Origin of the sequence: Lachnoclostridium sp. Marseille-P6806, assembly GCF_964238185.1 — a bacterium.
In the GTDB taxonomy this organism is placed as follows: domain Bacteria; phylum Bacillota; class Clostridia; order Lachnospirales; family Lachnospiraceae; genus Brotaphodocola.
The window spans coordinates 241,639-264,823 of sequence record NZ_CAXSLG010000005.1 but is presented as its reverse complement, the minus strand read 5'-3'; the positions used below and the strand labels follow the sequence as shown (position 1 = coordinate 264,823).

Below are 23,185 nucleotides of genomic sequence, written 5' to 3'. Positions count from 1 at the left end.
ACACATGTCATAACAAACCGGAAAAGACCACGGACAGTCGGTAACCCCTGACTGTCTGTGGTTTTTTCTTTTTTACAGAAAAATATATTGTGCAGCAGCAGGTACGAAAAATGGGAAAGGTGTTTTCAAACAGCCGCTTGTTTCTTTTATAATGGAAAAAGCCAAAAATTCGGAAAACGCCTGTTTCCTTGATAATTTTATTTTATTCCGGACATTTCTTTTCTATACTCAGTATTCTGAAATATACTCAGAACCTGTTTATGTCAGCCTGCATTGCTACCACCTCATATTTACGCTCATCGTTCGATGAAAAAATCAGAAGAAGAGTAAAAGAGAGACAATATGGCTACTTTGGAAGAAAAGTTAAGATGGGCAGAGGAAGATTTCAGGGCACAGGTCAGGGAAGAACGATTTGCGTATGCATCGCTGACCTGGCTGATCGGGAAGGTATGTAAAAAGGCATTAAAAGGCAAGGATGCAGTCACGATTGCAAATGAGCTGGAGGAAGATGATGTGGGAAAGGTGCAGAGAATCATGGATGTGGCAAAATCGTTTGCTCCAGACTATGATGTGGAAGAAATCTATAAAAAGATGATGGCGTAATGGGAATAGTAGTATGGGATTTTAAGGTGTTCGATTTGTCGGATCAGTTGAACATGGGATTATAGTTGTGATACAATCCTGTCAGGAATCCGTAATTTTTAACATATAAAATGGGAGTGGACAAATGAGCATGAGCGACATGGAGTTTAGAGCGGTTTTGTTAGATCAAATGAAGGACTATCTGGACGGAAGAATCACGAAAGAAGAATATTACGATCAAGCAGAACCCTTTTATACGGAATACGCAAATACTTATGAAAATCCGCTGTTTCACAAGTGCTTTATGGATACAGTACCGGAAGCCTGTTTATTTTATATTGATGAGCCTGGTCTGACTTCGGAAATAAAAGAATCAAAATTCCATGAAGCATTGCAGGAAGCGTATGTGGCATTACAGAAACTTTGATTTAGAGTCTGACGATAATAGAATTGAATGAAATCATAAGGAGATCAGATGACACAAGAGGATTATTATATTAAAATTCCGCATAGATGAATTAGAAGAGTGTTTAGATTTAATAGAAGACGAGATATCGGATAAGATAAATCATGGCCATTATAAGCAGGAAGAATCGTATATGAATCTTGTTTTAAACTGCACGGGAAAAGTCTTTTGACTCTCCGTGAATTGATTTTATTATGTAAAAATGGTTTTCCGGATGGAGCCCTTGGCCTGGCCCGTAATTTGTTTGAACAGTTCATTATTATCTCTGTATTTGAAGCACAGTGTGAAGGTGTTGATAGAGACAGAATGGTAGAGAAATATTATGCTGATTATAATGTGCAAAGATATAAAAATTTAAAAACAATGTGCAGGTACGCAGGACAAACAGAAAAAATGCAGGACTACGAGAACGAGCTTGCGAAATTGCGGAAACAATTTTCTGTAAGCAAATTAAAAGATTATTGGTGGTCAGGTCATTACTCTTTTACAGATATGTGCGAATATGTCATCGAACATACAGATGGAAATTACAAAACGATGGTTATAAATTTATACTTACTTCGTTGCAACAACGGGAACGGCCGGGGTTTTCTGCTTGGAATTTCATAATTGACACCTGTCACGTTGCACGGTATAATATAAATATGATAAGATCATTTGCACACAAGGGATTGAAGGAATTTTTTGAGAACGGTTCCAAGAAAGGAATCCAGCCAGAGCATGCGCCAAAATTAGGCAGAATGCTTGATCGTCTTGATGCAAGTATCAGTCCACAGGATATGAATTTACCGGGATACCGGCTACATCCGCTGAAAGGAGACAAACAGGACATGTGGTCTGTTACTGTTAATGGCAATTGGCGATTAACATTTTATTTCGAAGGACAGGATGCGCATCTCGTGGATTACCAGGACTATCATTAGAAGGAGGAACATGTATGATAAGCAGAAAACCAACTCATCCGGGAGTTGTCCTCTTGGAAGATGTTATAAAACCACTGGGGCTTACCATTACCGATGCAGCCAGAATGCTTGGTGTAAGCCGGAAAGCATTATCAGAATTTGTGAATGAAAAAGCGATGTTAAGTCCTGATATGGCAATTCGCATTGCAAAAGCGACGAACACATCGCCGGAAAGCTGGATGAATATGCAGCAGAAACTGACACTCTGGGAAGCAAAACAGCATCTTCCAAAGAATGTTATCCCATTTCCATCCGTACGGTCTGAAGAGGCTGCTGCGCTAGATGTAAAAATGGCTCCACCATATTGATGGAGCCCCATTGAACCAACGGATGCTAAAATTTTAAGTTTTCCGTACCCGTTCCCCCCTTAAATCAAAATGTGAGGTCAGCCACAGGAAATTCCGTGACCGGCTGCATGTACTTTATATCTACAAACAAGAGAGTAATTTTTGTATAAAGATATACATTTTCCATTTTGGATATTTTGGGGAAACATATCCAAAATGCATTTCACTGACATTAACCCATTTTGCGGATAACGGTTTTTGGAATTCTTGTAACCCAAAACGTTCCACTATTTTTGAAATATCCAAAATGGAGTGATTTTAAAAAGTAGGTTTTCGGATAAAGTAAGACTTTGACCATAATCAGGATTGCGAAATGTAAAAACAGGCGGTTTTGAACCGCCTGTTTTAGATGTAATCTGTCGTTAAGGATGTTAATATAAATGAACAATAGTTGTTAAGCGATATTCGTATATGAAATAAGCATCTTCAAAAACACCTTCAAAATCCAAATTAGAAACTTAACGCAAAGCTATAATATCCTGTGGATTCGTCCTGGAGCTTGTGGAAGTCCAGACTGTTGGACATCTTCTGGTGTTTTGCAGAGGAAATAGGGACATAGTAGTGGAAATCTCCGATAGTAAGAAGAATTCCCACATGGAGTTTCAAACGTTCCCCATATTCCACATATCCGACATGGGAATCAAACTGCGTCAGGTAATTGATGTATTTTTTATCGATAACGTACCAATCCATAGATCCTCCTGAAAGTAAAAAAGAAGCTCGCTCGCGAGCTTCTCCGCCTGCGGCGGGTCGCTTCTGCGACAAAATTCTCTGCCGCCGCATAGCGATCCTCGCGGAGCGTTTTTATGTCATAGGACGCACTTTTCTATGACATAAAAAAGCGGGTGGATTACTCCACCCACTGCTGTTAACCGATTGTTTTAATTGGACAATCTAACCGCTTTTAAACGAGCATTTTAACTGGACGCTCTAACCGCTACACAGATATTTCCATCTGTGTCTTTATTATATGCAAGTTACAGTAAAAAATCAATGTTTTTAATTGTTAAATTTTTATATTCCCTGTGCAAGCAACGGGGGCGCTACTTGCCATAATCTTAATCTATAATTCCCCTGTAAAATCACAGGTATTCGAGTGACATCAATCAAAAAATGTATGGTTTGATTTTACCATAGGCATCGAAAAAAGGAAAGGAGTCGGAACTGGCGAAAAGCCAGTATGAAAGTTTCGTGAAGTTTGTTGCAGGGGGAAACTTGAACAAACCACAGTAGCCATTGTGGATAGCTGTTCCGGTTTCGAAGAAAGAGGAAGAGCGTTTCGCCATTCATCGGAAAACCATCGTAAAATTTATCGGCATTTGGTATAATATAGGCAACAGGAAAGTAGGGGGCTGAATGAAAAAAACAGGATATTGCCGCAAACGAGGAAATGCCTATTAGCGAAGAAATGGTTGTATCTTATGTGAGTGCTTTGCGGAAAGTTATACTGAAGGAAAACGGGGGAGAAACTGGAAGACTGAGACTGAACAGATTAGGTCTTAACATTAACAAGGAAGGTGACAAAATGTTCAGGATCGTTTTAGGTGATATTACAAAAGAGACAGTGGACGCCATTGTGAACGCTGCAAACACAAGCCTTCTGGGCGGAGGCGGCGTGGATGGCGCCATTCACCGGGCAGCGGGGCCGGAGCTCCTTGCGGAGTGCCGGACGATCCACGGATGTAAAACGGGACAGGCGAAAATCACAAAGGGTTATCGGCTTCCAGCAAAGTATGTAATTCACACACCTGGGCCGATTTGGAACGGCGGAACCAGGGACGAGGAACGGCTTTTGAGAAACTGCTACGAAAACTGTCTGAGACTTGCGGCGGAGAACGACTGCCAAAGCGTGGCGTTTCCGTCCATCAGTACAGGGATTTACCGTTTCCCTTTGGAGAAAGCGTCCAGAATTGCAGTAAGAACCATTCTGGAGTTTTTGGAAGCTCATCCGGATATAGAGGTGCGGATGGTGTGCTTTGACAGGGAAACGCTTGGATATTACGGAACTGCTTTGAAAGAGCAGACTGAGTTTTTGTAACGAGAGAAGAGAACTCAACTATCAGGAAATTCCAAGGAGGCAGTATGACAGTAAGATTTTTGGAAAAGAAGAATAAAGAAGTTAAATTGGTATTGATTATGGTATATGTGATAGCCCTTTTGATTTTAAAATCATATGAATGGTCGTTTTATATTTGTACCATAGCGTTAGTTGTTTGTCTTTCTATATATAGATGGTGGTATCATAAGCAAAATACAAAAGACAAATCGTTTTGAATGCAAAATATATTTGCACGAGTTGTGGAGGAATCTGTGTGAGAGGAAAACATGGAAGATGGGTTATGGCAGGAATCGCAGCCTTACTGCTCATATGGATGGTTTGGGGAAATAGAACAGTCGGCGTTACAAACTATATTGTTTCAAGCGATAAGCTGCCAGAGGCGTTTGATAACTACAAAATTGCCGTTGTTTCTGATGTGCATAATGCAGAGTATGGGGAAAACAACAGGATCCTGATATCTGTGATTCAAAAGGAAAATCCGGATATGATTGCCATAATAGGAGATTTGGTGGATGCAAATAAAACTGATATGGAAGCAGCAAAAACGCTGACAAAACAGCTCGTCGAGCTTGCTCCCTGTTATTATGTGACGGGAAATCATGAAGCGTGGATTGGCGAACAGTATCAGGAATTAGAAGAAAAATTGCTGGATATAGGTGTGAATATTCTTCATGACAGGGCAGTAAAAGTCATAAAGAATGGAGAAACGATACAGATTGCAGGTCTGGATGATCCGTATTTTGCTGGAGGGGATTTGTCTGTACAGGAAAACAGATTAAAAACCAGACTTCAAGAGATGAATCTGACAGAGGATTATTGTATACTGCTGTCCCACAGACCGGAATTTTTTCATATATATGTGTCGGAAAATGTGGATTTGACAGTAAGCGGACACACGCATGGCGGGCAGTTTCGGCTGCCATTTGTTGGTGGAGTGATAGCTCCAAATCAGGGGATGTTCCCTAAATATGATGCCGGAAAATATTCTGAGAATGGCAGGATTATGATTGTCAGCAGAGGAATTGGAAACAGTATTATTCCGGTGAGATTTCACAACAGACCAGAAGTGGCAATAGTTGGATTGCATGGTGTTTTATAACTTTGAGATTTATTGAGAATCTTGCAGTACGGCGGTTTTTTGTTTGTACCTTCGTTATTTTGGAAAAGAATTTCAAAATACAACGAAGCATTACATCAAATAGACAAAATAGAGGATAGAACAGATGAGTTCCAGATACTTGGATGTGGAGAACGTAATCAGAGGACAGGAGGGCTATAACAGCAACAATTTGCATGTACCTCCAGAATTGAAAAGAAATGCACAAAAATTGTGCTGGGAATATAATCAGACCGGACCATTTGAGACAGAGAAACGAAAGGAAATTTTGCAGAAATTATTGGGCAAATGTACTGATCTGACATTTATAGAACCTTCTTTCCGGTGCGACTATGGCTTCAATATTTTTATTCATGGTTTGGCGGTAATCAACTATAACTGTGTGATTTTAGATACGTCGCCGGTGAATCTGGGAGAAAATATTTTTATTGCGCCAGGCGTATGTATCGCCTGTGCTGGCCACTCAATAGATCCCACTCAGCGGGCAGAGGGAATCAGCACTTCCAAACCTATTGTAATAGAACGGGATGTCTGGATTGGCGCCAATGCGGTTATTTGCGGAGGCGTAACGATTGGTCAGGGCAGTGTCATTGGCGCAGGCAGCGTTGTAAATAAAGACATTCCGCCAATGTCAGTGGCAGCAGGAACCCCCTGCCGTGTGATACGGAAAATACGTGAATCGGATAAAATCAAGCCGGAAGATATTAGATTTTAATTACAAAGGTTGACAGTATAAAAAACCCACTCTCTGGGCAGATTACAGTTCCAGATGTAGGAGAAGTGATTCTGGATGATGTCAAGGCAAAGGGCGAGATCCTTGTAGGTTCCCAAAAAACGAAATGAGAGTGCTCTTTATATTAGCAGGGAGGATGCTTATGAAAATTGTGATTTTAATGGAGGATACAAAGGGAGAGCAGGAGGTAAGTGCAGAGCATGGTCTGAGTCTTTATATTGAGACGGGGCATCATAAGATTTTGGCAGATACCGGAGCTTCGGATCGAACCTGGGAGAATGCCGGGGCTTTGGGGGTGGATCTTACGGATGTGGATACGGTGTTTCTCAGTCACGGACACTATGATCATACCGGAGGTGTTCTGACCTTTGCCCGCAGTCATCCGAAGGCCCGAATTTATATGCAGAAAACGGCAGCAGGTGCTTATTATCATGGAGAACGGTATATTGGGATTGACCGGGAAATTCTGGAGCTTGCGGGGCTTCATCTTCTGGAGGGAAATTTCAGGATTGATTCGGAGCTGGAGATTTTTTCTGGGATCCAGGGCAGAAGATATTGGCCCAAAAGCAATGAGGCATTATCGGAGCTGGTTGGCGGCAGGCAGATGCAGGATTCCTTCCAGCATGAACAGTGCCTCGTTATCAGGGAGGGAGAAGAAACAGTTCTGATTTCCGGCTGTGCTCATAATGGAATTTTGAATATTTTGGATCGGTTTGAACAGCTTTATCATACTTGTCCCAGTAAGGTAATCAGCGGATTTCATATGGCGAAAAAGAGCGCGTATACAGAAGAGGAAATCCAAATCATACAGGATACAGCAAAACAGCTGTGCCATTATCCTGCCCGCTTTTATACAGGACATTGCACAGGGCAGGAGGCTTTCGCCAGGATGAAGGAGATCATGGGGGAGCAGCTGGTGGCCATCCATGCGGGGGACAGGATTGAAAGAGCATAAGCTGTTTTTTCGCGGGAACATGCAGCCGGTTCTTTCTTAATGCAAAATCAGCTGTGAAAAGAAGGGGGATTGTTGTAATGAAGGTCATTGATTTAACGCATACGATTCAGGAAGAAATGCCGGTTTTTCCGGGGACAGAGCCTCCGGCTCTGATGCAGGCAGCCAGCTGTGAAGAGGATGGATTTCGAGAAATACTTCTGAAACTGACTACTCATACAGGAACTCATATGGATTCGCCTGCTCATATTTTTCCGGATGGGATCACATTGGATCAATTTCCGGCAGATCAGTTTATGGGGAGAGCCCTTGTGATTGACTGCAGAGATTTAAAGGAGGGGGAAGCTATCTCTATGAAACAGATCCTGCGGTATGGAGAGAAAGCAGAAGAGGCGGATTTTCTTTTGTTTTATTCCGGATGGGATCAGTACTGGGGAACCAGTCGTTATTTTGGAGAGTACCCCTGCGTGGATGATGAGGTTCTGGATTTTATCATACAAGGGCGGTACAAGGGCATTGGATTTGATGTAATGGGACTGGATCCGATCCGGGATGAAAATCTGCCCCGTCATAAAAAATTGTTTCAGGGGCGGAATATGGTGAACATTGAGAATCTGAAAAACCTGGGTCTGTGCGGCCATGATTTGTTCAGGTTTTTCTGTTTTCCCATGAAAATCAGAAACAGTGACGGCGCGCCTGTGCGGGCGGCTGCCTGTGTGGAAGAGGAAAAATAAGGTGTGCCGGGAGAGAAAACTACGAATTTTTTAGGATGCAGCGTAACAAAACAGCACCATACCCTGACCCAGATTCCTATGGGATTGCTGAAACAGGAATTTGAGCTGAAGGCAGTGGAGGAGGCACAGCCGTCGGAGGAAATGATGGAGATTCCGGGAATGAAGGATGAACTGCGCCGCCCCATAATGCTTTTGGTAAAGGCGCAGGTGAAAAAGAAAAGAAATTGATCCAGAAGAAAAAGTATGATATACTTTGTTCAATAAAATATGAGCAGTCAGGTGTTCGGACAGGGCTTTGTCCATGTCCGGGTGAAAAGGGAAACAGGTGAAAATCCTGTGCGAACTCGTCACCGTAATGAGGGAGCAGACGCCGGTAAATCACTGGGAAACTGGGAAGATGGCGGATGTGTTGATTTCTGAGTCGGGAGACCTGCCTGACTGTGTACAGAAACAATAGTTTCAGGCCACGAGTAACTGGTTGTACAGAAAAATACAGGAATGCCCCTTTGTCAGAGCTTTCCTGATTTTTGTGTTCCCCTTTTCTTTGTGAGCAGGGGAATTTTTATGTCATAGGAAAGTGTGTCCTATGACATAAAAACGATCCGCGAGGATCGCCATGCGGCAGAAGAGAATTTTGTCGCAGAAGCGACCCGCCGCAGGCGGAGAAGCTCGCGAGAGAGCCTCTTTCTTATTATAGAGATAGGATCTCTCTGTTATTTTCTGCCGGAGGCTTTGTTTCTGACTTTGATACAGGATTGCTTTTGTCCGCTGGAATCGGACAAGAAAATGCAGGACTGAATTATTAAGAAAATACAAGGCAGGGATACTGCAGAAAGAGGGATTTTATGAAGAAGAGAAACGCAGCAGTTTTTATGGCAGTCTGGATGGGAGCAGCAGGAATCACCGGGTGTGCAGGAACACAGAATCAGGCGCAGAGCAGCCCGGCGGAAAGCAGGGCAGAAACTGTGACAACGTCGGAAGAAGGTATGCCAGAAACTTCTGAAGAATCTCAGGAAGAAGCTTTGTCTGCGGATCAGAAGGCAGCAGACCAGGTTGCAGCCATGATCGATGCGATTTATGTACAGAAGAGAACGGATGATACGGATAAACAGTGTGAAGCTGCAAAGGCAGGCTGGGATGCTTTAACGGAAGAACAGAAAATGTTGGTTTCCGGAGAAAATGCAGATCCGGATTATTTTGGAAGAGATACAGGAGATGCTTCTGCAGATGATCCGCGCAATCAGGATGAGATTGGGGAAAAGGAGATTCTTGTGGTTAGCTTTGGAACTTCCTTTAATGACAGCCGTACAGCAGATATTAAGGGAATCGAGGATGCTCTCCAGGAGGCATATCCGGAATGGTCCGTCAGACGGGCCTTTACAGCTCAGATTATTATTAACCATGTTCAGGCCAGAGACGGGGAGAAAATCGACAATGTGGATCAGGCATTGGAGCGGGCGGTGAAAAACGGAGTGAAGCAGCTTGTAGTTCAGCCGACACATCTGATGCACGGGGCAGAATACGATGAGCTGCTGGAGTCTGTGGAGGCATATCAGGAGCAGTTTGAGTCTGTGACTGTGGCAGAGCCTCTTTTGGGAGAGGTTGGCAGCGATGCTTCTGTGGTGAATGAGGATAAAAAGGCAGTTGCAGAAGCGATTGCAGCAGAGGCAGCATTCGATGCAGGCTATGAAGATCTGGACGGAGCAAAGGCAGATGGAACGGCTTTCGTATTTCTGGGCCACGGTACATCTCATACGGCAAAGGTTTCTTACAGCCAGATGCAGACGCAGATGAAAGCCCTGGGATATGACAATGTATGGATTGGAACTGTGGAAGGGGAACCGGAGGAGACAGAGTGTGGCCAGGTGATTGAGGCAGTATCCCAGGCTGGGTATCAGAAGGTGATTCTTCGCCCGCTGATGGTAGTAGCGGGGGATCATGCCAACAACGACATGGCAGGAGAGGACGAGGATTCCTGGCTGAGTATGTTCCAGGCGTCCGGAAAGTTTGAAGAGATAGAGACACAGATTTCCGGTCTTGGTTCTATCCCGGCAATTCAGAAGCTTTATATCGATCATACAGCTGCAGCTATGAAGCAATAAAAAACGGCAGGCTGAACTGTTACTAAAAAACTAGGAGTGTGGAAAATGAGAAAAAGACAGAGAAGGGCTGCTGGAGCAGTGATTGGTGCTCTGGTCTGTGCAGTTTTAGGCGGATGCGTTGGCTCTGTTTCGGAAAAGGCGGCGCCTGCGCAGACAGAGATCGTCTTCGAAGAAATCGCTCTTTCAGACGGAGTTTATCAGGCAGAATTTGATACAGACAGCAGTATGTTTCATGTCAATGAGGCCTGTGACGGAAAAGGAACTTTGACAGTGGCAGATGGAAAAATGACCATTCATATTTCCCTTACTTCAAAAAATATTCTCAATCTGTATCCAGGGCTTGCTGAGGATGCACAGAAGGAGGGGGCAGAGCTTTTGATGCCTACAGAGGATACGGTTACCTACAGTGACGGAACCACAGAGACAGTGCACGGATTTGATGTTCCGGTTCCTGCGCTGGATGAAGAATTTGATCTGGCTTTGATTGGGAAAAAGGGAAAATGGTATGATCACAGGGTGTCAGTTTCCAGTCCGGAGAAGATGACGGAACAGGGAGCGAAAGCGACAAAAACGCCAGGAGAAGAGACAGGAGCAGCGGAAGAAGCAGCCTCAGGAGAAGCGGAAAAAACGGCAGAAGCAGAGAAAAAGGTGGAGCTTGAGGAAGGTATCTATACGATAGAGGTAATGATGGAGGGCGGAAGCGGAAAGGCAGAGATTTTGTCTCCGGCACTTCTCCAGGTTTCGGAGGATCAGATTACTGCGCAGATTCAGTGGAACAGTCCCAACTATGATTACATGATTGTGGACGGGGAAACCTTTTATCCGGTAAATACAGAGGGAAATTCTGTTTTTGAAATACCGGCAGAGACGTTTGATGTTCCTGTGGATGTAATTGGAGATACGGTAGCGATGAGTAAACCGCATGAAATCGAATATACGCTGACCTTTTATTCGGATACGATTAAACCAGAAAGCTAAAGGAAGCGTTTTATGATAAGGACAATAAGAAACGGGATGATTGCAGCTCTTTTGATTGCCGGAATCTTTGGGCTTTCCGGCTGCAGTAGAAATTCTTCTGCTGCAGAGCAGGAACTTCCTCTGGTCTACGAGGACAGTTTAAGGCTGCAGTATGCGGAAAATTTTTCGATTGATTATTATGCCGGCGGGTATTCCATGATAACTACAAAGCGGGACGGCAGCAGGTTCCTGATTGTTCCGGAGCAGGCAGAAACCCCGGAGGGGGTGGAAGAGGATATTGTGATTTTAAAGCAGCCGATACAGGATATTTATTTGGTGGCATCGGCGGTGATGGATATGTTCTGTCAGCTGGATGGGCTGGATGCCATAAGCTTTTCCGGACAGAAGCAGGAAAACTGGTATATTAAGGATGCAAAAAATGCAATGGCAGAAGGGAGGCTTCGCTATGCAGGGAAGTACAACAGGCCGGATTACGAACAGCTTGTGTCAAGAGGCTGCAGACTTGCCATTGAAAACGGCATGATCACCCATGCGCCGGAGGTTGTGGAAAAGCTGGAGGATTTTGGAATCCCGGTGCTTATGGAGGCATCCAGCTATGAAGCGCATCCTCTGGGAAGAGTGGAGTGGATCAAGCTGTTTGGAGCTTTGCTGGGAAAGGAAGAGGCGGCGGAGCGGATTTTTCAGGAGCAGGCGGATATTTTAAACAGAATTTCTGAGGATCAGCCTTCTGAAAAAACAGTTGCGTTTTTCTTTGTTTCCTCCAATGGAATGGTACAGGTAAGGCAGTCCTCCGATTATATTCCCAGGATGATTGAGCTGGCTGGAGGACGGTATGTTTTTGAGAATCTGGGAGATCCGGAAAGCAGGAAAGCTACGATGAATATGCAGGCAGAGGAGTTTTATCACAAAGCCCGCAATGCAGATTTTCTTATATACAACAGCTCTATTGACGGAGGAATCTCTACAATGAAAGAGCTGCTGGATAAATGTGAGTTTCTGGAGGATTTTCAGGCAGTGAAGGAAGGAAATGTATGGTGCACCTCCAATGATATGTATCAGCAGTCTCTGTCCATTGGTTATCTAATGGAGGATATGCACAGAATGCTTCAGGGAGATGACACATCTCCCATGCACTATCTTTTTGAGGTTCAGTAAAGAAAGGTTGATTCAGATGGAGAAACAAAGAATATATCGGTACACATGGGGATTTTTGTTCCTTTTTGCCGGTGTGGCAGCTGGATTGATTCTGAATGTGTGTATGGGAAGCGTTCGTATTCCTGTGGAGGAGGTCTGGCGCATTCTGACAGGGAAAGGAGGAGAGATGGTATCTGCCAGGATTCTTCTGGATATTCGGATGCCCAGAACCATAGCGGCAATTCTCCTTGGTGGTGCTTTGGCCCTTGCCGGTTATCTTCTGCAGACCTTTTTCCATAACCCCATTGCTGGTCCTTTTGTTCTTGGAATTTCCTCAGGAGCCAAAATGGCGGTGGCTCTGGTTATGGTAGTGTTGATGGGGCACTCAGTGCGCGTCACTTCTGCAGATATGATTCTGTCTGCATTTCTTGGAGCTCTTCTTTCTATGGGCTTTGTGCTTCTGGTATCCCGACGGATGGCAGGTATGTCCCAGCTGGTTATCAGCGGAGTTATGATTGGATATATTTGTTCCGCAATTACGGAGCTGATTGTTACCTTTGCCGAGGATTCAGATATTGTGAATCTCCACAACTGGGCTCAGGGAAGCTTTTCCGGAATCACATGGGAGCAGACAGAGCTGATAGCAGCAGTAATTCTGGTAACCTTTCTTATTACTTTTTCCCTGTCTAAGCCATTGGGGGCTTATCAGCTGGGGGAGTCTTATGCCCAGAACATGGGGGTAAACATCAGGGCTTTGCGGATATGGCTGGTTCTCCTTTCCAGCATACTGTCGGCATGTATTGTGTCCTTTGCAGGGCCGATTTCTTTTGTAGGCATTGCGACGCCCCATCTGGTGAAACGCCTTTTTGGCTCTTCCAGGCCGCTGCTAATGATTCCGGCATGTTTTCTGGGAGGAAGTGTATTCTGCCTGTTCTGTGATTTGCTGGCAAGAAATCTGTTTGCGCCGACAGAACTGAATATCAGCACGGTGACAGCAATTTTCGGAGCGCCGGTAGTATTATGGGTTATGGCAAAGCAGAGAAAGGACAGAGGGCTGTAATGGACTATTATTTTCAGACAGAAGGGTATTCGGTAGGATATGACGGAAAACCCCTGATCCGTCAGATTGAAATTGGAATACAGAAAGGAGAAATTCTGACTCTGATCGGACCAAACGGAGCTGGAAAATCTACAATTTTAAAAAGCATTGCAGGGCAGCTTGGGGTAATTGGAGGCTCTGCTTACCTGGACGGACGGGAACTGGGAGCCATGTCGGGGGCGGAACTGGCCAGAAAAATGGCAGTGGTATTTACAGAAAGACTGAAAACAGAGCTGATGACCTGCGAGGATGTAGTGGCTACGGGAAGGTATCCCTACACAGGCCATTTCGGCATTCTGACGAAGAAGGACAGGGAAGCAGTGAGGGAGGCTATGGAGCTGGTTCATGTAATGGAAATCCGGGATCAGGATTTTGCAAAAATCAGCGACGGGCAGAGGCAGAGGGTCATGCTTGCAAGAGCGATTTGTCAGGAACCGGAGATTGTTATTTTAGATGAGCCCACCTCATTTCTGGATGTAAAATACAAGCTGGAATTTTTGTCAGTGCTTCAGGAGCTGCGGTTAAAAAGAGGGCTGACAGTGATTATGTCCCTCCATGAGCTGGAGCTGGCAGAGCGGGTTTCGGATAAAATTCTCTGTATCCGGGGGGATTTTGTAGATCGGTTTGGAAGGGCAGAGGAGATTTTTCAGACGGGATATATCCGGAGTCTTTTTGCAATAGAAGCCGGAAGCTTTGATGAGGAAAATACCAGTATGGAGCTGCAGGCGCCATCCGGACAGCCGGAGGTGTTTGTAATAGCAGGCTGCGGTACAGGGAGAGGCGTTTTCCGGGAGCTTCAGAGAAAGGGGATTCCGTTTAGTACAGGAATTTTATTTGACAATGATGTGGATTATCCGGTGGCGTCAGCCCTGGCATCCGAGGTGATTGAAATAAAGGGACTAGAACCGATTGGGAAAGAAACCATTCAGAGGGCAAAGCAGCGGATAGATTGCTGCAAACGAGTTATTTGCTGTAAAACACAATTTGGAAGTCTGGAGAAGGCCAATGAAGAGCTTTTAAAGTATGCAAAGTCCAGAGAAAAGGATATTGCATACACAGGTTTTAAGTGACCAACAATGAATGTGGAAGAAATGAGGGGAGGCTGTTTTGATTCAGCCTCTCCTCATTTTTTCAAAAACAGGAATATACAAAACCAGGGTTACTGCCATAACAGTCATCATCAGGAGAATCAGGCCCATCACAGCCATATAGCCTTCTTTTATCAAAAGCACGTCCAGCGTATCAGTCAGGCTGGAAATCAAAACTACAGCTGCGGCTTTCCAGATATCCTGTTTCGTCTCTGCTGTAAGGTAGAGAAAGCAGAAGACAGGAATCATCAGGATTCGAAAATATCCCATCAGATTCGGAATGGAAAACAGCTCATGGCGGTCGATGTGTTTCATGGCCTCACCTCCTAATGAGATCATTATACCATTTTTAGATGGGAATACCAATGGGAAAATGGTTTGCTTGACAAATATCCTGAAAAATCCTATGATAGTAGGACGCTGTTTTGGCATAGGCAGTAAGGAGGATATTATGAAAGAAAAACATCTTGATTTATGCAGAGATTCGGTAAACTCTGTATTTTTTCAATTTCTGATTCCGTCCATCGGAGCAACGCTGGTGAATTCTATCTATATTCTTGGAGATACCATATTGGTGGGACGGGGAGTAGGAAGCATGGGAATTGCGGCCCTGAATTTGCTGCTTCCGGTGTTTTCTCTGTTTTTTGCCACAGGAATGCTGTTTGGAGTAGGTGGAAGCGTTTTGTTTTCCTTTGATAAAGGACGAAAAGATGAGACAGCAGCAAGAGAGCATTTTTCTGCAGCCCTGGCAGGCACGATATTGATGGCAGTTTTTTATGAAATTGTGTGTGGATTGTATTTTGCTCCCATTACCGCATTTCTTGGAAGAAATGAGGCAATGGATGAGATGGTAAGAAGTTATGGACGGATTCTCACGGCAGGCTGCCCAGTGTTCCTGCTGTCATCGTTTCTTCAGGCATTTGTGAGAAATGACAGGGCGCCGAGGGTGGCGATGGCAGCAGTGATCGCAGGCGGAGTCAGCAATGTGATTCTGGATTATATTTTTATGTTTCCCATGAAAATGGGAATGGCCGGAGGAGCGCTGGCAACGGTGCTGGGTTCTGTTATTACTGTGGTGATTTTACTAAGCCATTTTTTCAGCAGCAGCAATACCCTGAAATTTACCAGACATTTTCACTGGAAAACCATTGGGGAGGTGGCTCTCAACGGCCTTTCCAGCTTTATTCTGGATCTTTCCAGCGGCGTGGTGATTCTTCTGTTTAACCGTCAGCTTCTGTACTGGATTGGCGATATGGGCGTAATGGTTTACGGCATTGTTTCCAACAGTGTTCTGGTGGTTAATTCCATCAGCAATGGTATCAGTCAGGCATCTCAGCCGCTGATGGCAGTAAACAATGGCGCCGGTCTTTTGGAACGGGTAAATCAGACCTTTCGGCTGGCCAGGAGATTTTCTGTGGGAACGGGAATTCTCTTTACTGCCCTGGGCCTTCTGGCTCCGGCCCTTGTAGTGCGGGTATTTGTTTCTCCTACGCCGGAAATCCTCGCAATGGCTGTTCCGGCAGTGCGGATTTATTTTCTGGCATTTTTAGCAACGGGAATCAATCTTCTTCTGGCTACGTATTTTCAGTCAGTTTTGATGCCGGCCTGTGCCCTGATTCTTTCCCTTTGCCGCGGCGTAATTTTTTCAGGAATTCTTGTTTATCTGCTGCCCCTTCTTGTGGGAGTAGAGGGAATCTGGGCTGCTATGCCTGTGGCTGAGCTTTTAGCCTTGACTCTTGGAATCCTGATGAAAAAGCGGGGCAAGAGACAAAGCAGCTGATAAAATATTGGATCATATAGTTATGATTCATTTTCTGTGATTTTGAAGCACTGTCCGGAGAAGGGCGTCAGGGTAATCTGGAATCCGTTCTTTCCCGGGCAGTGTTTTGCTTTTGATTTCTTTGTCTGCCCACCGTACTCCTGCCAGTCTGTATTGATCAGCGGTTCCAGCCAGCGGACGTTTCCAGGAAGGGAAAGGCCGGAAACAGAATAGGGCTGATCGGAAAACTGGAAAAGGAACAGGATTCTCTGTTTTTGACAGCGCCGTTCAAAGATGTAGCAGCAGGAGCCGTCCTGGTCAGATTTCAGCCACTGAAAACCGGAGGGGCTGTAGTCTTCCTGGTAAAGGGCAGGCGTATTCAGATACAGGATGTTGATTTCCCGCATAAACCGGAGAAAGGCATTATGAATCGGGAAATCCAGAAGGCACCAGTCCTGTTCTCGTTTTTCATCCCATTCACGAAGCTGCCCTATTTCATTTCCCATAAAATTCAGCTTTTTGCCTGGATGGGCCATCATGTATAGATAGAAGGCTCGTCCCTGGGGGAATTTATCCTCATAAGCTCCGTACATTTTCTGAAGAATCGTGGCTTTTCCGTGAACGACTTCATCGTGGGAAAGAGGAAGAAGATATCGTTCCTGGTAGTAATACTGCATGGAAAAGGTCAGCTCATGGTAATGCTCTGGACGCAGCCGGGGCTCTGTCTGAAAATAACAGAGAGTATCGTGCATCCAGCCCAGATCCCATTTATAGTCAAAGCCCAGTCCGCCTTCACTGACAGGTTTTGTTACACCTGGATAGTTTGTGGAGTCTTCGGCTATGAGCATGGCATCGGGAAAGCGCTTTTTCAGACCTTCGTTCATGGTGCGAAGAAATTGCAGAGAGGGATGATTTTCTCCCCGCTCTGGCTGACCCTGCCAGTAAATCAGATTTCGCACAGCATCCATTCTCAGACCGTCAAAATGGTATTCCTCCAGCCAGTAACAGGCAGCAGACTGGAGAAAGCTGCGTACCTCTCCGCGGGAGTGCATAAAGTTGCAGCTTCCCCATTCACTTCTTCCTACATCACGATGAGGGTATTCGTAGAGGGCGGTTCCATCATAATTCCACAGAGCATAATCATCAACGGCAAAATGGACGGGAACAAAATCAAGAAGGACTCCTATCTGGTTTTGATGGCAGAGATCCACAAATTTCTGAAGCTGCCTGGGCGTGCCGTACCGGGAGGTAGGAGCGAAAAAGCCTGTGTTTTGATACCCCCAGGATTCATCGGAGGGATGCTCAGAAAGAGGCATCAGCTCTACGTAGTTGTATCCGTTTTTTTTCAGCCATGGAATCAGCAGCTTTGCCAGCTCCTCATAGCTGTACCAGTCCTCTGAACCATCGCCTTTTTTTCTCCAGGAACCGGCATGAAGCTCATAAATATTGACTGCCTGACGAAAGGCAGCGCCGCGTCCTGCCATCCATTCCTGATCCCGGAAAGTGTGGTGCTTCAGGCTGCAGATAACAGAGGCATTGTGAGGACGAAGCTCAGAGGAAAGCCCATAGGGATCGCAGTGATCCAGAAAAGAGCCGTCCTGGCGATAAATCCGGTATTTGTATCGCATGGATTCTTTGGCCTCCGGGACAGTAACCTCCCAGAAATTCCCGTCATAGATTTTCTCCATGGGAGTTTCCTGCCACTGATTAAAATCGCCAATCAGAGAAATCCGCAAAGCGTTAGGAGCAAAGGTGCGGAAGGTGGTTCCATGGCTGGAAACCTGTGCGCCTAGATACCTCCATGCTTCAAATTCTTCCCCCATATAAAATCCGTAAAAATCCATAATATCCTCCTGTCTGACTTATCCATCAAGAATCTTGAGTTCCTGTATTTTTCTGAGTATAATGAGTATAAGATGGGGAGAAGAAAATTTCCATAATCGATATTGAAAAAAAGTATGATAAACAACGTTTTACGGAAAAGGTTGGTTTTTTATGATGGATATGCGGGTGAAGAAAACAAAACGGAGTATTATTAATGCATTTTTAGAGCTGCGGTCGAAAATGCCGCTGGAAAAAATCAGGATAAATGAGCTGTGCCGGATTGCTGAAATTAACAAATCAACATTTTATGCCCATTATCAGGATATTTATCAGCTGTCAGAGGAGGTGGAACAGGAGGTTCTCCAATCCTATCTGAATATTCCTCACCCGGAATATGTTCTTTGCAATACAGAAGGCTTTGTTCGGGAACTGTTTCAGGCCTTCTATGCACATGAACGGCTGTTTCATATTCTGTTTTCCGGAAGCCGGAGCAGTGTGCTGACAGAAAAAATTGCGGAAGGGATTCGGGAGCTGATTCTCAGGCAGTATCCGCAGTATGCAGACAATCCGGTTTTTCATACGCTGATTACTTATCGGGTTTACGGCAGCTGTTACGCTTTTCAGGAAAGCAAAGATTATGGGGAGGAGCTGGTGATTTCTTTGATTGGAAAGCTGGCTGGGCAGGATTTTGAGGAATTCGCTCTGCAGCGGGAAGGCAGTTTCTCCTGTCAGCAGAAGGAAACTTGGACAATAAAAAGAGATGATGGAAAGAGGCAGAAGGTATGAAAAAGCGGAAAAGAAAAAAGAGAAAAGAAGAATAAAGGGAAAACAATAAAAACAGGAAGATGACAAAAAATGAGGGTAAAACCATGAGAGAAAATACAATGTACGAGAACATGATTGCAGTGACAAACAGGCAGCTGTATCTTCAGGCAGCAGAAAAAAACAGATGCCGGGATGGGAAAGAAGACGAGGAGATGTCGGAGGCTTTTCTTCCTGGAACCCGTTTATGGAACCGGTATCTAAAGCAGGTAGAGCAGGTGCTTTCTCTTTCTCCCAAAGCGCTTGTTTTGCGGGAAAAGGATCTGGAACCGGAGGTTTACAGGCAGCTTGCAAAAGATGTAACAGCTTTGTGTGAGGCTGCGGAAACAGAATGCATCCTTCACGGTTTTCCTGATGAAGCAAGGGCTCTTTCCTGGCGGAAAATCCATCTGCCATTGAGACTTTTTCGGGAGCTTCCGTCTCTTGATTTTTTTGAAAAAAAAGGAACCTCCGTTCATTCTCTGGCGGAGGCCAGAGAGGCAGAGGCTCTTGGTGCAGACTATTTATTTGCCGGAAATATATTTGAAACTGATTGTAAAAAAGGACTTCCGGGAAGAGGTCTTTCGTTCCTGCAGGAAGTCTGCAAACAGGTCTCCATCCCTGTGTATGGAATCGGTGGAATTACTCCTGAACGCATGGAACAGCTTCTTTTGGCAGGGGCTTCCGGAGGCTGTATGATGTCCGGATTTTTAAAACTCCAGGGAGAAAAAGAAGCATAGAAGTAGCGGCAGGCGAAATTATTCAAAGGTTCCCCTGACCTCAGGCACGCTGTTTCGTACCATGACCCTTCCTTTGGCAATCACGGTATGAAGCAGAAGGCTGTCTTTGTGAAGCAGACAAATATCGCCGTCATAGCCGGGAGCAATATGGCCCTTGGTATTCAGCTTCAGAATCCGGGCAGGGTTTGATGTAACGGCCCGGAGGGCCAGCTCCAGGGGAAGGTGTTCCCGCATGACGCATTCTCTTACTTCTTTTAAGAGGGAGGAGGCTTTTCCAATGCCGAGTCCTTCATATTGGCCGGAGGGACTGAAACGGGGAAGACTGCCCTGACCGTCAGAGGATATGGTAAAGTTATTTTCAGAAATACCTGCATCCAGAAGACGTCGGATTCCGGTGCAGACGCGAACCTCATCGGTGATTTTTTCCCAGGAATCGATGTCCTCATTGCCAGTAAAATCTACACATCCGCCTTCTCTGGCAAAGCTTACAGCAGCCTCAAACAGATGGGAGTTGCGGTTAATATGAGTCGGAAGAAACTGGGTAACAGGAATTTCTGTCTCATGGACAACCCGCTCGATCAGATCAAGATGACGGGCGCCGTCGCCCAGGTGAATATTTAAAATTCCGGCTTTTCCGGACAGCATGCCCCCGACTCTGGCATCTGCAGCCAGACGGACAAATTCTTCATAAGATGGCTGAGAGGAGCGGTGATCAGAAATAGCGATTTCCCCGACGCCGATGACCTTGTCAAGCATCATCAGATCCTTCATAACACTTCCTGTAAGTGTGTGGGGAGGAATTTGGTAGGAGCCTGTATAACAGTAGGCAGTAATGCCTTCGTTTTCTAGGCCATGAGCTTTGGCAAGAAGACCGGTCATATCCCTGGAAATCCCATCTGTGCCGATACAGCCTACTACTGTTGTGATTCCGCAGCAGGTCAGTCCGGAGAGTATTGCTTCCGGGGTTCTTGTATGAAATCCGCCTTCGCCTCCGCCGCCCATAATGTGTTCATGGCTGTCAATAAAGCCGGGAACTGCGGCAAAATCAGTACCGTCGATGGTTTCCACATGGACAGCGCCGTTAAACTCTGCCTGGAGATTTTTTCCTATAGCAGCAATCTTGTCTCCAAGAATCAAAATATCCTGTTTCCCCAGGAAACGGGGTTCGTAAACTTCTGCATTTTTAATCAGAACAACCATAGCAATTAATTCCTCCCTATCTGCGAAAAATAAGTGTGTAAAAAAAGAGTTTCGGATCCTGTCAGAATTCCGGAAAGTCTATCTGGCGAATCTTCATTCGTTTTAAAAGAAGTTCATCAGTTAAAAGAGACAATTCATCCAGAAGCCGGATGTGATAGGTGCCAAGCCCAATTCTTTCCCGGGAAGCAGCAGGAGTTTCTGCGCCAGTCGGGGCAGCTGCCAGTTCTCCTGCGATTCCCAGGGAAGCAGCTGCCAGAAGGGCAGCAGTCAGAGGTTGGGTAACAGCCAGATAAACGCCGGCGATACAGGTAAGCATACAGCCTGTTCCGGTGATTCTTGCCATAAGGGGAGAGCCGTTTTCAACCAGGTAAACTGCGCTGCTTTCCCAGTCTGCAATCATGTCCACCTCGCCGGTAGCCAGAACAACAGCATGGTTTTGGCGGGCGCACTGAAGAAGAATTTCTGACATCTGCCGCTGAGCCGGAAGATTGTCTCTGGTTACAGCATCGGCGGCGCTTACATCAATGCCTGAGTCGTGAAAACCGGAACCGGCAATGGCACGTATTTCCGAAGCATTTCCTTTGATGATGGCCGGATGGCAGTCCCGGATAAAGGTTTTTGCCAGCTCCATGCGGAAGGGACTGCAGGTAATGCCGACCAGATCAAGGACTGCGGCCCGTTCTTTTCCGGCCAGCATAATGGATTCAGCACGGGCATCTGTAATATTTCCCAGGCTGACAGTAAGAGCAGAGGCCATGGCAGCGATCCGGGATACCTCCCGGGGATGCTCTGCCATAATGGGGCGGGCGCCCAGAGCAAGAACGGCATTGGCGCAGTCATTGATAACAATGGGGTGTGTAATGCAGTGGATCAGTGGTTCTGTCTGAAGTACCCGGGATCTGGCCAGGGAAAAATCCGGGGCCAGACGGGTTGATTCATGGAAAAAATCCGGACAAAAAGTCTTGTCCGGAGCGGAAGAGCTATGTAGTATCATGAATATTCTCCTGTTTTTTTCTGGTTTTTTATCCAGTAAATTCCGGCAGCAGCCACAAATGCCGCCAGTACCAGATATTTTAAATTTGACGCCAGGATTCCTGGAGCTTTTACAAGCTGCTTTACAGCAACAGAAACGGCCAGTGCGGCGATCAGTCCCAGAAAGGCAATGCCTATAGCATCGTTGGCAACGGTGTTTCCGCCTTCATATGCGCGGGAACCCAGGGCTTCCTGAAAAACAGAAAGCATTTTTGTTTTCTGAAGATGTTTTAACAGCAGAAAGGCAAGACTTCCTCCAATAAGGGTCCCGGCAATAAAGGAGGGCACATAGAAAAACCAGGTCAGTCCGGTTTTTCCCCATATCCAGGTCATAACAGGATAGGAAAGGATGGCTCCGATGATTCCCGTTCCTATTACTTCACCAAGAAAGGCCCATACCAGTTTTCCGCGGGAAAGGCGGTAAAGCATACCGGAAAGGAAGGCTCCAAAAACAGCTCCGGTCAGAGCCAGAGGAGGGATTCCCATGCAGACCATGCGGATAATACCGATGGTAAAAGCGCAGGCCAGAGCATACCAGGGCCCCAGCATAACGGCACAGGTGACGTTGATTAGATGGGCCATGGGACACATACCTTCTACCCGGAGAATGGGAGAAATGACAACGCCCAGAGCGACCATCATAGAGAGAAATACCAGTCGGGTTACATGTTTGTTTTTGTTCATCTTTTTCCTCTTTTCTGCTGCGGAAAAGGGGCGCCATTTTCTTCTGCCACACGGTGATCCCTGCGGAGCGTTTTGTATTGCAGGAAAATACGTCCTATGATACAAAAACAGCGTGCCGCAGAGGGCACGCCGCAATGGATCAGAAAATATAGATACAGCGATGGTGCCGGCTTACGCAGCTTGTAATGTCGGTCGATGCTCCAATTGCATCCTCTCAATCCGAAACACGGACTCCCATCGCTAATCTCTTCGTACACAGTGCCAGGGCGCTCCCCCTCACACCGATGCTGCCAAAAAGCAGATACAAAGACCTATTGCTATTATATCCGGAAATCAAAGTTTGTCAAGATACGGGCAGAAAGCTTTTCGAAAAACAGGAAGAGATGCCAAATACTATCCGCGGATATGGCGCTTCAGGGCATCAAAGCTTTCCTGGCTTAAATCATGTTCAATCCGGCAGGCGTCTGCGGAGGCAGTTTCCGGAGAAACTCCCAGTTCCACAAGCCACTGGCTGATCAGTGTGTGACGCTCATAGGTATCAGATGCCAGCTTTTTTCCTTCTTCTGTAAGAACAATGTATCCCTCACTGCTGACAGTAATATAGCCCTTGCCTCTTAAATTTTTCATTGCAACGCTGACACTGGGCTTTGAATATTCCAGCTCGTTGGCAATGTCGATGGAGCGAACCACTGGCAGCTGTTTGGAAAGAACCAGTATTGTTTCCAGATAATCTTCCACTGATTCTTCGGATTTGTGTTGGATATATCCCATGGGTAAAAACCTCCTTTTTGC

27 protein-coding genes and 1 riboswitch are annotated in these 23,185 nt (G+C 45.7%); of the genes, 20 read left to right on the top strand and 7 right to left on the bottom strand.

The window, feature by feature from the left end; all coding sequences use genetic code 11:
- The first annotated feature begins 342 nt into the window (after positions 1-342).
- The 5 genes from ACESON_RS08775 (at position 343) to ACESON_RS08755 (ending at position 2,318) form a co-directional block, all read left to right on the top strand.
- Entirely contained in the window at positions 343-603 is a 261-nt protein-coding gene (locus ACESON_RS08775) for a hypothetical protein (protein ID WP_373109288.1), read from the top strand.
- Between the two features lie 124 nt (positions 604-727).
- On the top strand, positions 728-1,009 hold the full coding sequence (locus ACESON_RS08770; protein WP_178276282.1) for a hypothetical protein: 282 nt from the start codon (positions 728-730) through the stop codon (positions 1,007-1,009).
- Between the two features lie 165 nt (positions 1,010-1,174).
- Complete coding sequence (locus tag ACESON_RS08765; RefSeq protein WP_373109316.1) at positions 1,175-1,657, top strand: DUF5677 domain-containing protein; 483 nt, start codon at positions 1,175-1,177, stop codon at positions 1,655-1,657.
- A 35-nt stretch (positions 1,658-1,692) separates the two neighbouring features.
- A complete protein-coding gene (locus tag ACESON_RS08760; protein WP_178270155.1) occupies positions 1,693-1,971 on the top strand; it encodes a type II toxin-antitoxin system RelE/ParE family toxin in 279 nt (92 codons plus the stop codon).
- A gap of 14 nt (positions 1,972-1,985) precedes the next feature.
- A complete protein-coding gene (locus tag ACESON_RS08755) occupies positions 1,986-2,318 on the top strand; it encodes a HigA family addiction module antitoxin (protein WP_373109286.1) in 333 nt (110 codons plus the stop codon).
- A gap of 489 nt (positions 2,319-2,807) precedes the next feature.
- Here ACESON_RS08755 and ACESON_RS08750 read toward each other — a convergent pair whose 3' ends face one another.
- Complete coding sequence (locus ACESON_RS08750; RefSeq protein WP_373109284.1) at positions 2,808-3,050, bottom strand: type III toxin-antitoxin system ToxN/AbiQ family toxin; 243 nt, start codon at positions 3,048-3,050, stop codon at positions 2,808-2,810.
- 832 nt (positions 3,051-3,882) lie between these two features.
- Between ACESON_RS08750 and ACESON_RS08745 the strand changes: the two genes are divergently transcribed.
- The 12 genes from ACESON_RS08745 to ACESON_RS08690 all read left to right on the top strand — a co-directional run bounded on the left by ACESON_RS08745 (position 3,883) and on the right by ACESON_RS08690 (position 14,335).
- A complete protein-coding gene (locus ACESON_RS08745) occupies positions 3,883-4,395 on the top strand; it encodes an O-acetyl-ADP-ribose deacetylase (protein WP_373109282.1) in 513 nt (170 codons plus the stop codon).
- A 274-nt stretch (positions 4,396-4,669) separates the two neighbouring features.
- Positions 4,670-5,515: a metallophosphoesterase gene (locus ACESON_RS08740; RefSeq protein WP_373109280.1), complete on the top strand. Its 846-nt coding sequence runs from the start codon at positions 4,670-4,672 to the stop codon at positions 5,513-5,515.
- Between the two features lie 124 nt (positions 5,516-5,639).
- Positions 5,640-6,248, top strand: a complete 609-nt coding sequence (locus ACESON_RS08735) for a sugar O-acetyltransferase (RefSeq protein WP_373109278.1) — start codon at positions 5,640-5,642, stop codon at positions 6,246-6,248.
- On the top strand, positions 6,242-6,376 hold the full coding sequence (locus tag ACESON_RS08730; protein ID WP_373109314.1) for a DUF3737 family protein: 135 nt from the start codon (positions 6,242-6,244) through the stop codon (positions 6,374-6,376). Before ACESON_RS08735 ends, ACESON_RS08730 begins: the two co-directional genes overlap by 7 nt.
- Positions 6,377-6,408: 32 nt before the next feature.
- Positions 6,409-7,221 carry an MBL fold metallo-hydrolase gene (locus tag ACESON_RS08725; protein WP_373109276.1) on the top strand — a complete coding sequence of 271 codons (813 nt, stop codon included), beginning with the start codon at positions 6,409-6,411 and terminating at the stop codon, positions 7,219-7,221.
- Between the two features lie 77 nt (positions 7,222-7,298).
- Positions 7,299-7,952 (top strand): cyclase family protein, encoded by a 654-nt coding sequence (locus ACESON_RS08720; protein WP_373109274.1) that lies wholly within the window; start codon positions 7,299-7,301, stop codon positions 7,950-7,952.
- A 3-nt stretch (positions 7,953-7,955) separates the two neighbouring features.
- The gene (locus ACESON_RS08715) at positions 7,956-8,180 is read left to right on the top strand and encodes a hypothetical protein (protein WP_373109272.1); all 225 of its coding nucleotides are present in this window, start codon (positions 7,956-7,958) and stop codon (positions 8,178-8,180) included.
- A 32-nt stretch (positions 8,181-8,212) separates the two neighbouring features.
- Positions 8,213-8,405, top strand: a riboswitch (cobalamin riboswitch).
- 533 nt (positions 8,406-8,938) lie between these two features.
- Positions 8,939-10,054 (top strand): sirohydrochlorin cobaltochelatase, encoded by a 1,116-nt coding sequence (locus ACESON_RS08710; RefSeq protein WP_373109312.1) that lies wholly within the window; start codon positions 8,939-8,941, stop codon positions 10,052-10,054.
- A 45-nt stretch (positions 10,055-10,099) separates the two neighbouring features.
- A complete protein-coding gene (locus tag ACESON_RS08705; protein WP_373109270.1) occupies positions 10,100-11,032 on the top strand; it encodes an iron transporter in 933 nt (310 codons plus the stop codon).
- A gap of 12 nt (positions 11,033-11,044) precedes the next feature.
- Positions 11,045-12,187, top strand: coding sequence for an ABC transporter substrate-binding protein (locus tag ACESON_RS08700; RefSeq protein ID WP_373109268.1), 1,143 nt, complete (start codon positions 11,045-11,047; stop codon positions 12,185-12,187).
- A gap of 16 nt (positions 12,188-12,203) precedes the next feature.
- Positions 12,204-13,226: a FecCD family ABC transporter permease gene (locus ACESON_RS08695; RefSeq protein ID WP_373109266.1), complete on the top strand. Its 1,023-nt coding sequence runs from the start codon at positions 12,204-12,206 to the stop codon at positions 13,224-13,226.
- The gene (locus tag ACESON_RS08690; RefSeq protein WP_373109264.1) at positions 13,226-14,335 is read left to right on the top strand and encodes an ABC transporter ATP-binding protein; all 1,110 of its coding nucleotides are present in this window, start codon (positions 13,226-13,228) and stop codon (positions 14,333-14,335) included. The genes ACESON_RS08695 and ACESON_RS08690 overlap by 1 nt, the downstream gene beginning before the upstream one ends.
- A 42-nt stretch (positions 14,336-14,377) precedes the next feature.
- Here ACESON_RS08690 and ACESON_RS08685 read toward each other — a convergent pair whose 3' ends face one another.
- Positions 14,378-14,668 carry a CDP-alcohol phosphatidyltransferase family protein gene (locus ACESON_RS08685; RefSeq protein WP_177959159.1) on the bottom strand — a complete coding sequence of 97 codons (291 nt, stop codon included), beginning with the start codon at positions 14,666-14,668 and terminating at the stop codon, positions 14,378-14,380.
- A gap of 136 nt (positions 14,669-14,804) precedes the next feature.
- Here ACESON_RS08685 and ACESON_RS08680 point away from each other — a divergent pair, with 136 nt between their 5' ends.
- On the top strand, positions 14,805-16,133 hold the full coding sequence (locus tag ACESON_RS08680; RefSeq protein ID WP_373109262.1) for an MATE family efflux transporter: 1,329 nt from the start codon (positions 14,805-14,807) through the stop codon (positions 16,131-16,133).
- 20 nt (positions 16,134-16,153) lie between these two features.
- Here ACESON_RS08680 and glgB read toward each other — a convergent pair whose 3' ends face one another.
- Positions 16,154-17,956, bottom strand: a complete 1,803-nt coding sequence (gene glgB, locus ACESON_RS08675; protein WP_373109261.1) for a 1,4-alpha-glucan branching protein GlgB — start codon at positions 17,954-17,956, stop codon at positions 16,154-16,156.
- Positions 17,957-18,107: 151 nt separating this feature from the next.
- Here glgB and ACESON_RS08670 point away from each other — a divergent pair, with 151 nt between their 5' ends.
- Both ACESON_RS08670 and ACESON_RS08665 read left to right on the top strand, forming a co-directional pair.
- A complete protein-coding gene (locus ACESON_RS08670; protein ID WP_373109258.1) occupies positions 18,108-18,722 on the top strand; it encodes a TetR/AcrR family transcriptional regulator in 615 nt (204 codons plus the stop codon).
- A gap of 83 nt (positions 18,723-18,805) precedes the next feature.
- Positions 18,806-19,477, top strand: a complete 672-nt coding sequence (locus ACESON_RS08665; protein ID WP_373109256.1) for a thiamine phosphate synthase — start codon at positions 18,806-18,808, stop codon at positions 19,475-19,477.
- 18 nt (positions 19,478-19,495) lie between these two features.
- Here the strand turns inward: ACESON_RS08665 and iadA are convergent, their stop codons facing one another.
- From iadA to ACESON_RS08645, 4 genes are all read right to left on the bottom strand, one after another.
- Complete coding sequence (gene iadA, locus ACESON_RS08660; RefSeq protein ID WP_177959163.1) at positions 19,496-20,677, bottom strand: beta-aspartyl-peptidase; 1,182 nt, start codon at positions 20,675-20,677, stop codon at positions 19,496-19,498.
- Positions 20,678-20,738: 61 nt separating this feature from the next.
- Complete coding sequence (locus ACESON_RS08655; RefSeq protein ID WP_177959164.1) at positions 20,739-21,671, bottom strand: hydroxyethylthiazole kinase; 933 nt, start codon at positions 21,669-21,671, stop codon at positions 20,739-20,741.
- Positions 21,668-22,393, bottom strand: a complete 726-nt coding sequence (gene thiW / locus ACESON_RS08650) for an energy coupling factor transporter S component ThiW (protein WP_373109255.1) — start codon at positions 22,391-22,393, stop codon at positions 21,668-21,670. Before thiW ends, ACESON_RS08655 begins: the two co-directional genes overlap by 4 nt.
- 393 nt (positions 22,394-22,786) lie before the next feature.
- A complete protein-coding gene (locus tag ACESON_RS08645; RefSeq protein WP_177959166.1) occupies positions 22,787-23,164 on the bottom strand; it encodes a metal-dependent transcriptional regulator in 378 nt (125 codons plus the stop codon).
- Positions 23,165-23,185 lie beyond the last annotated feature (21 nt).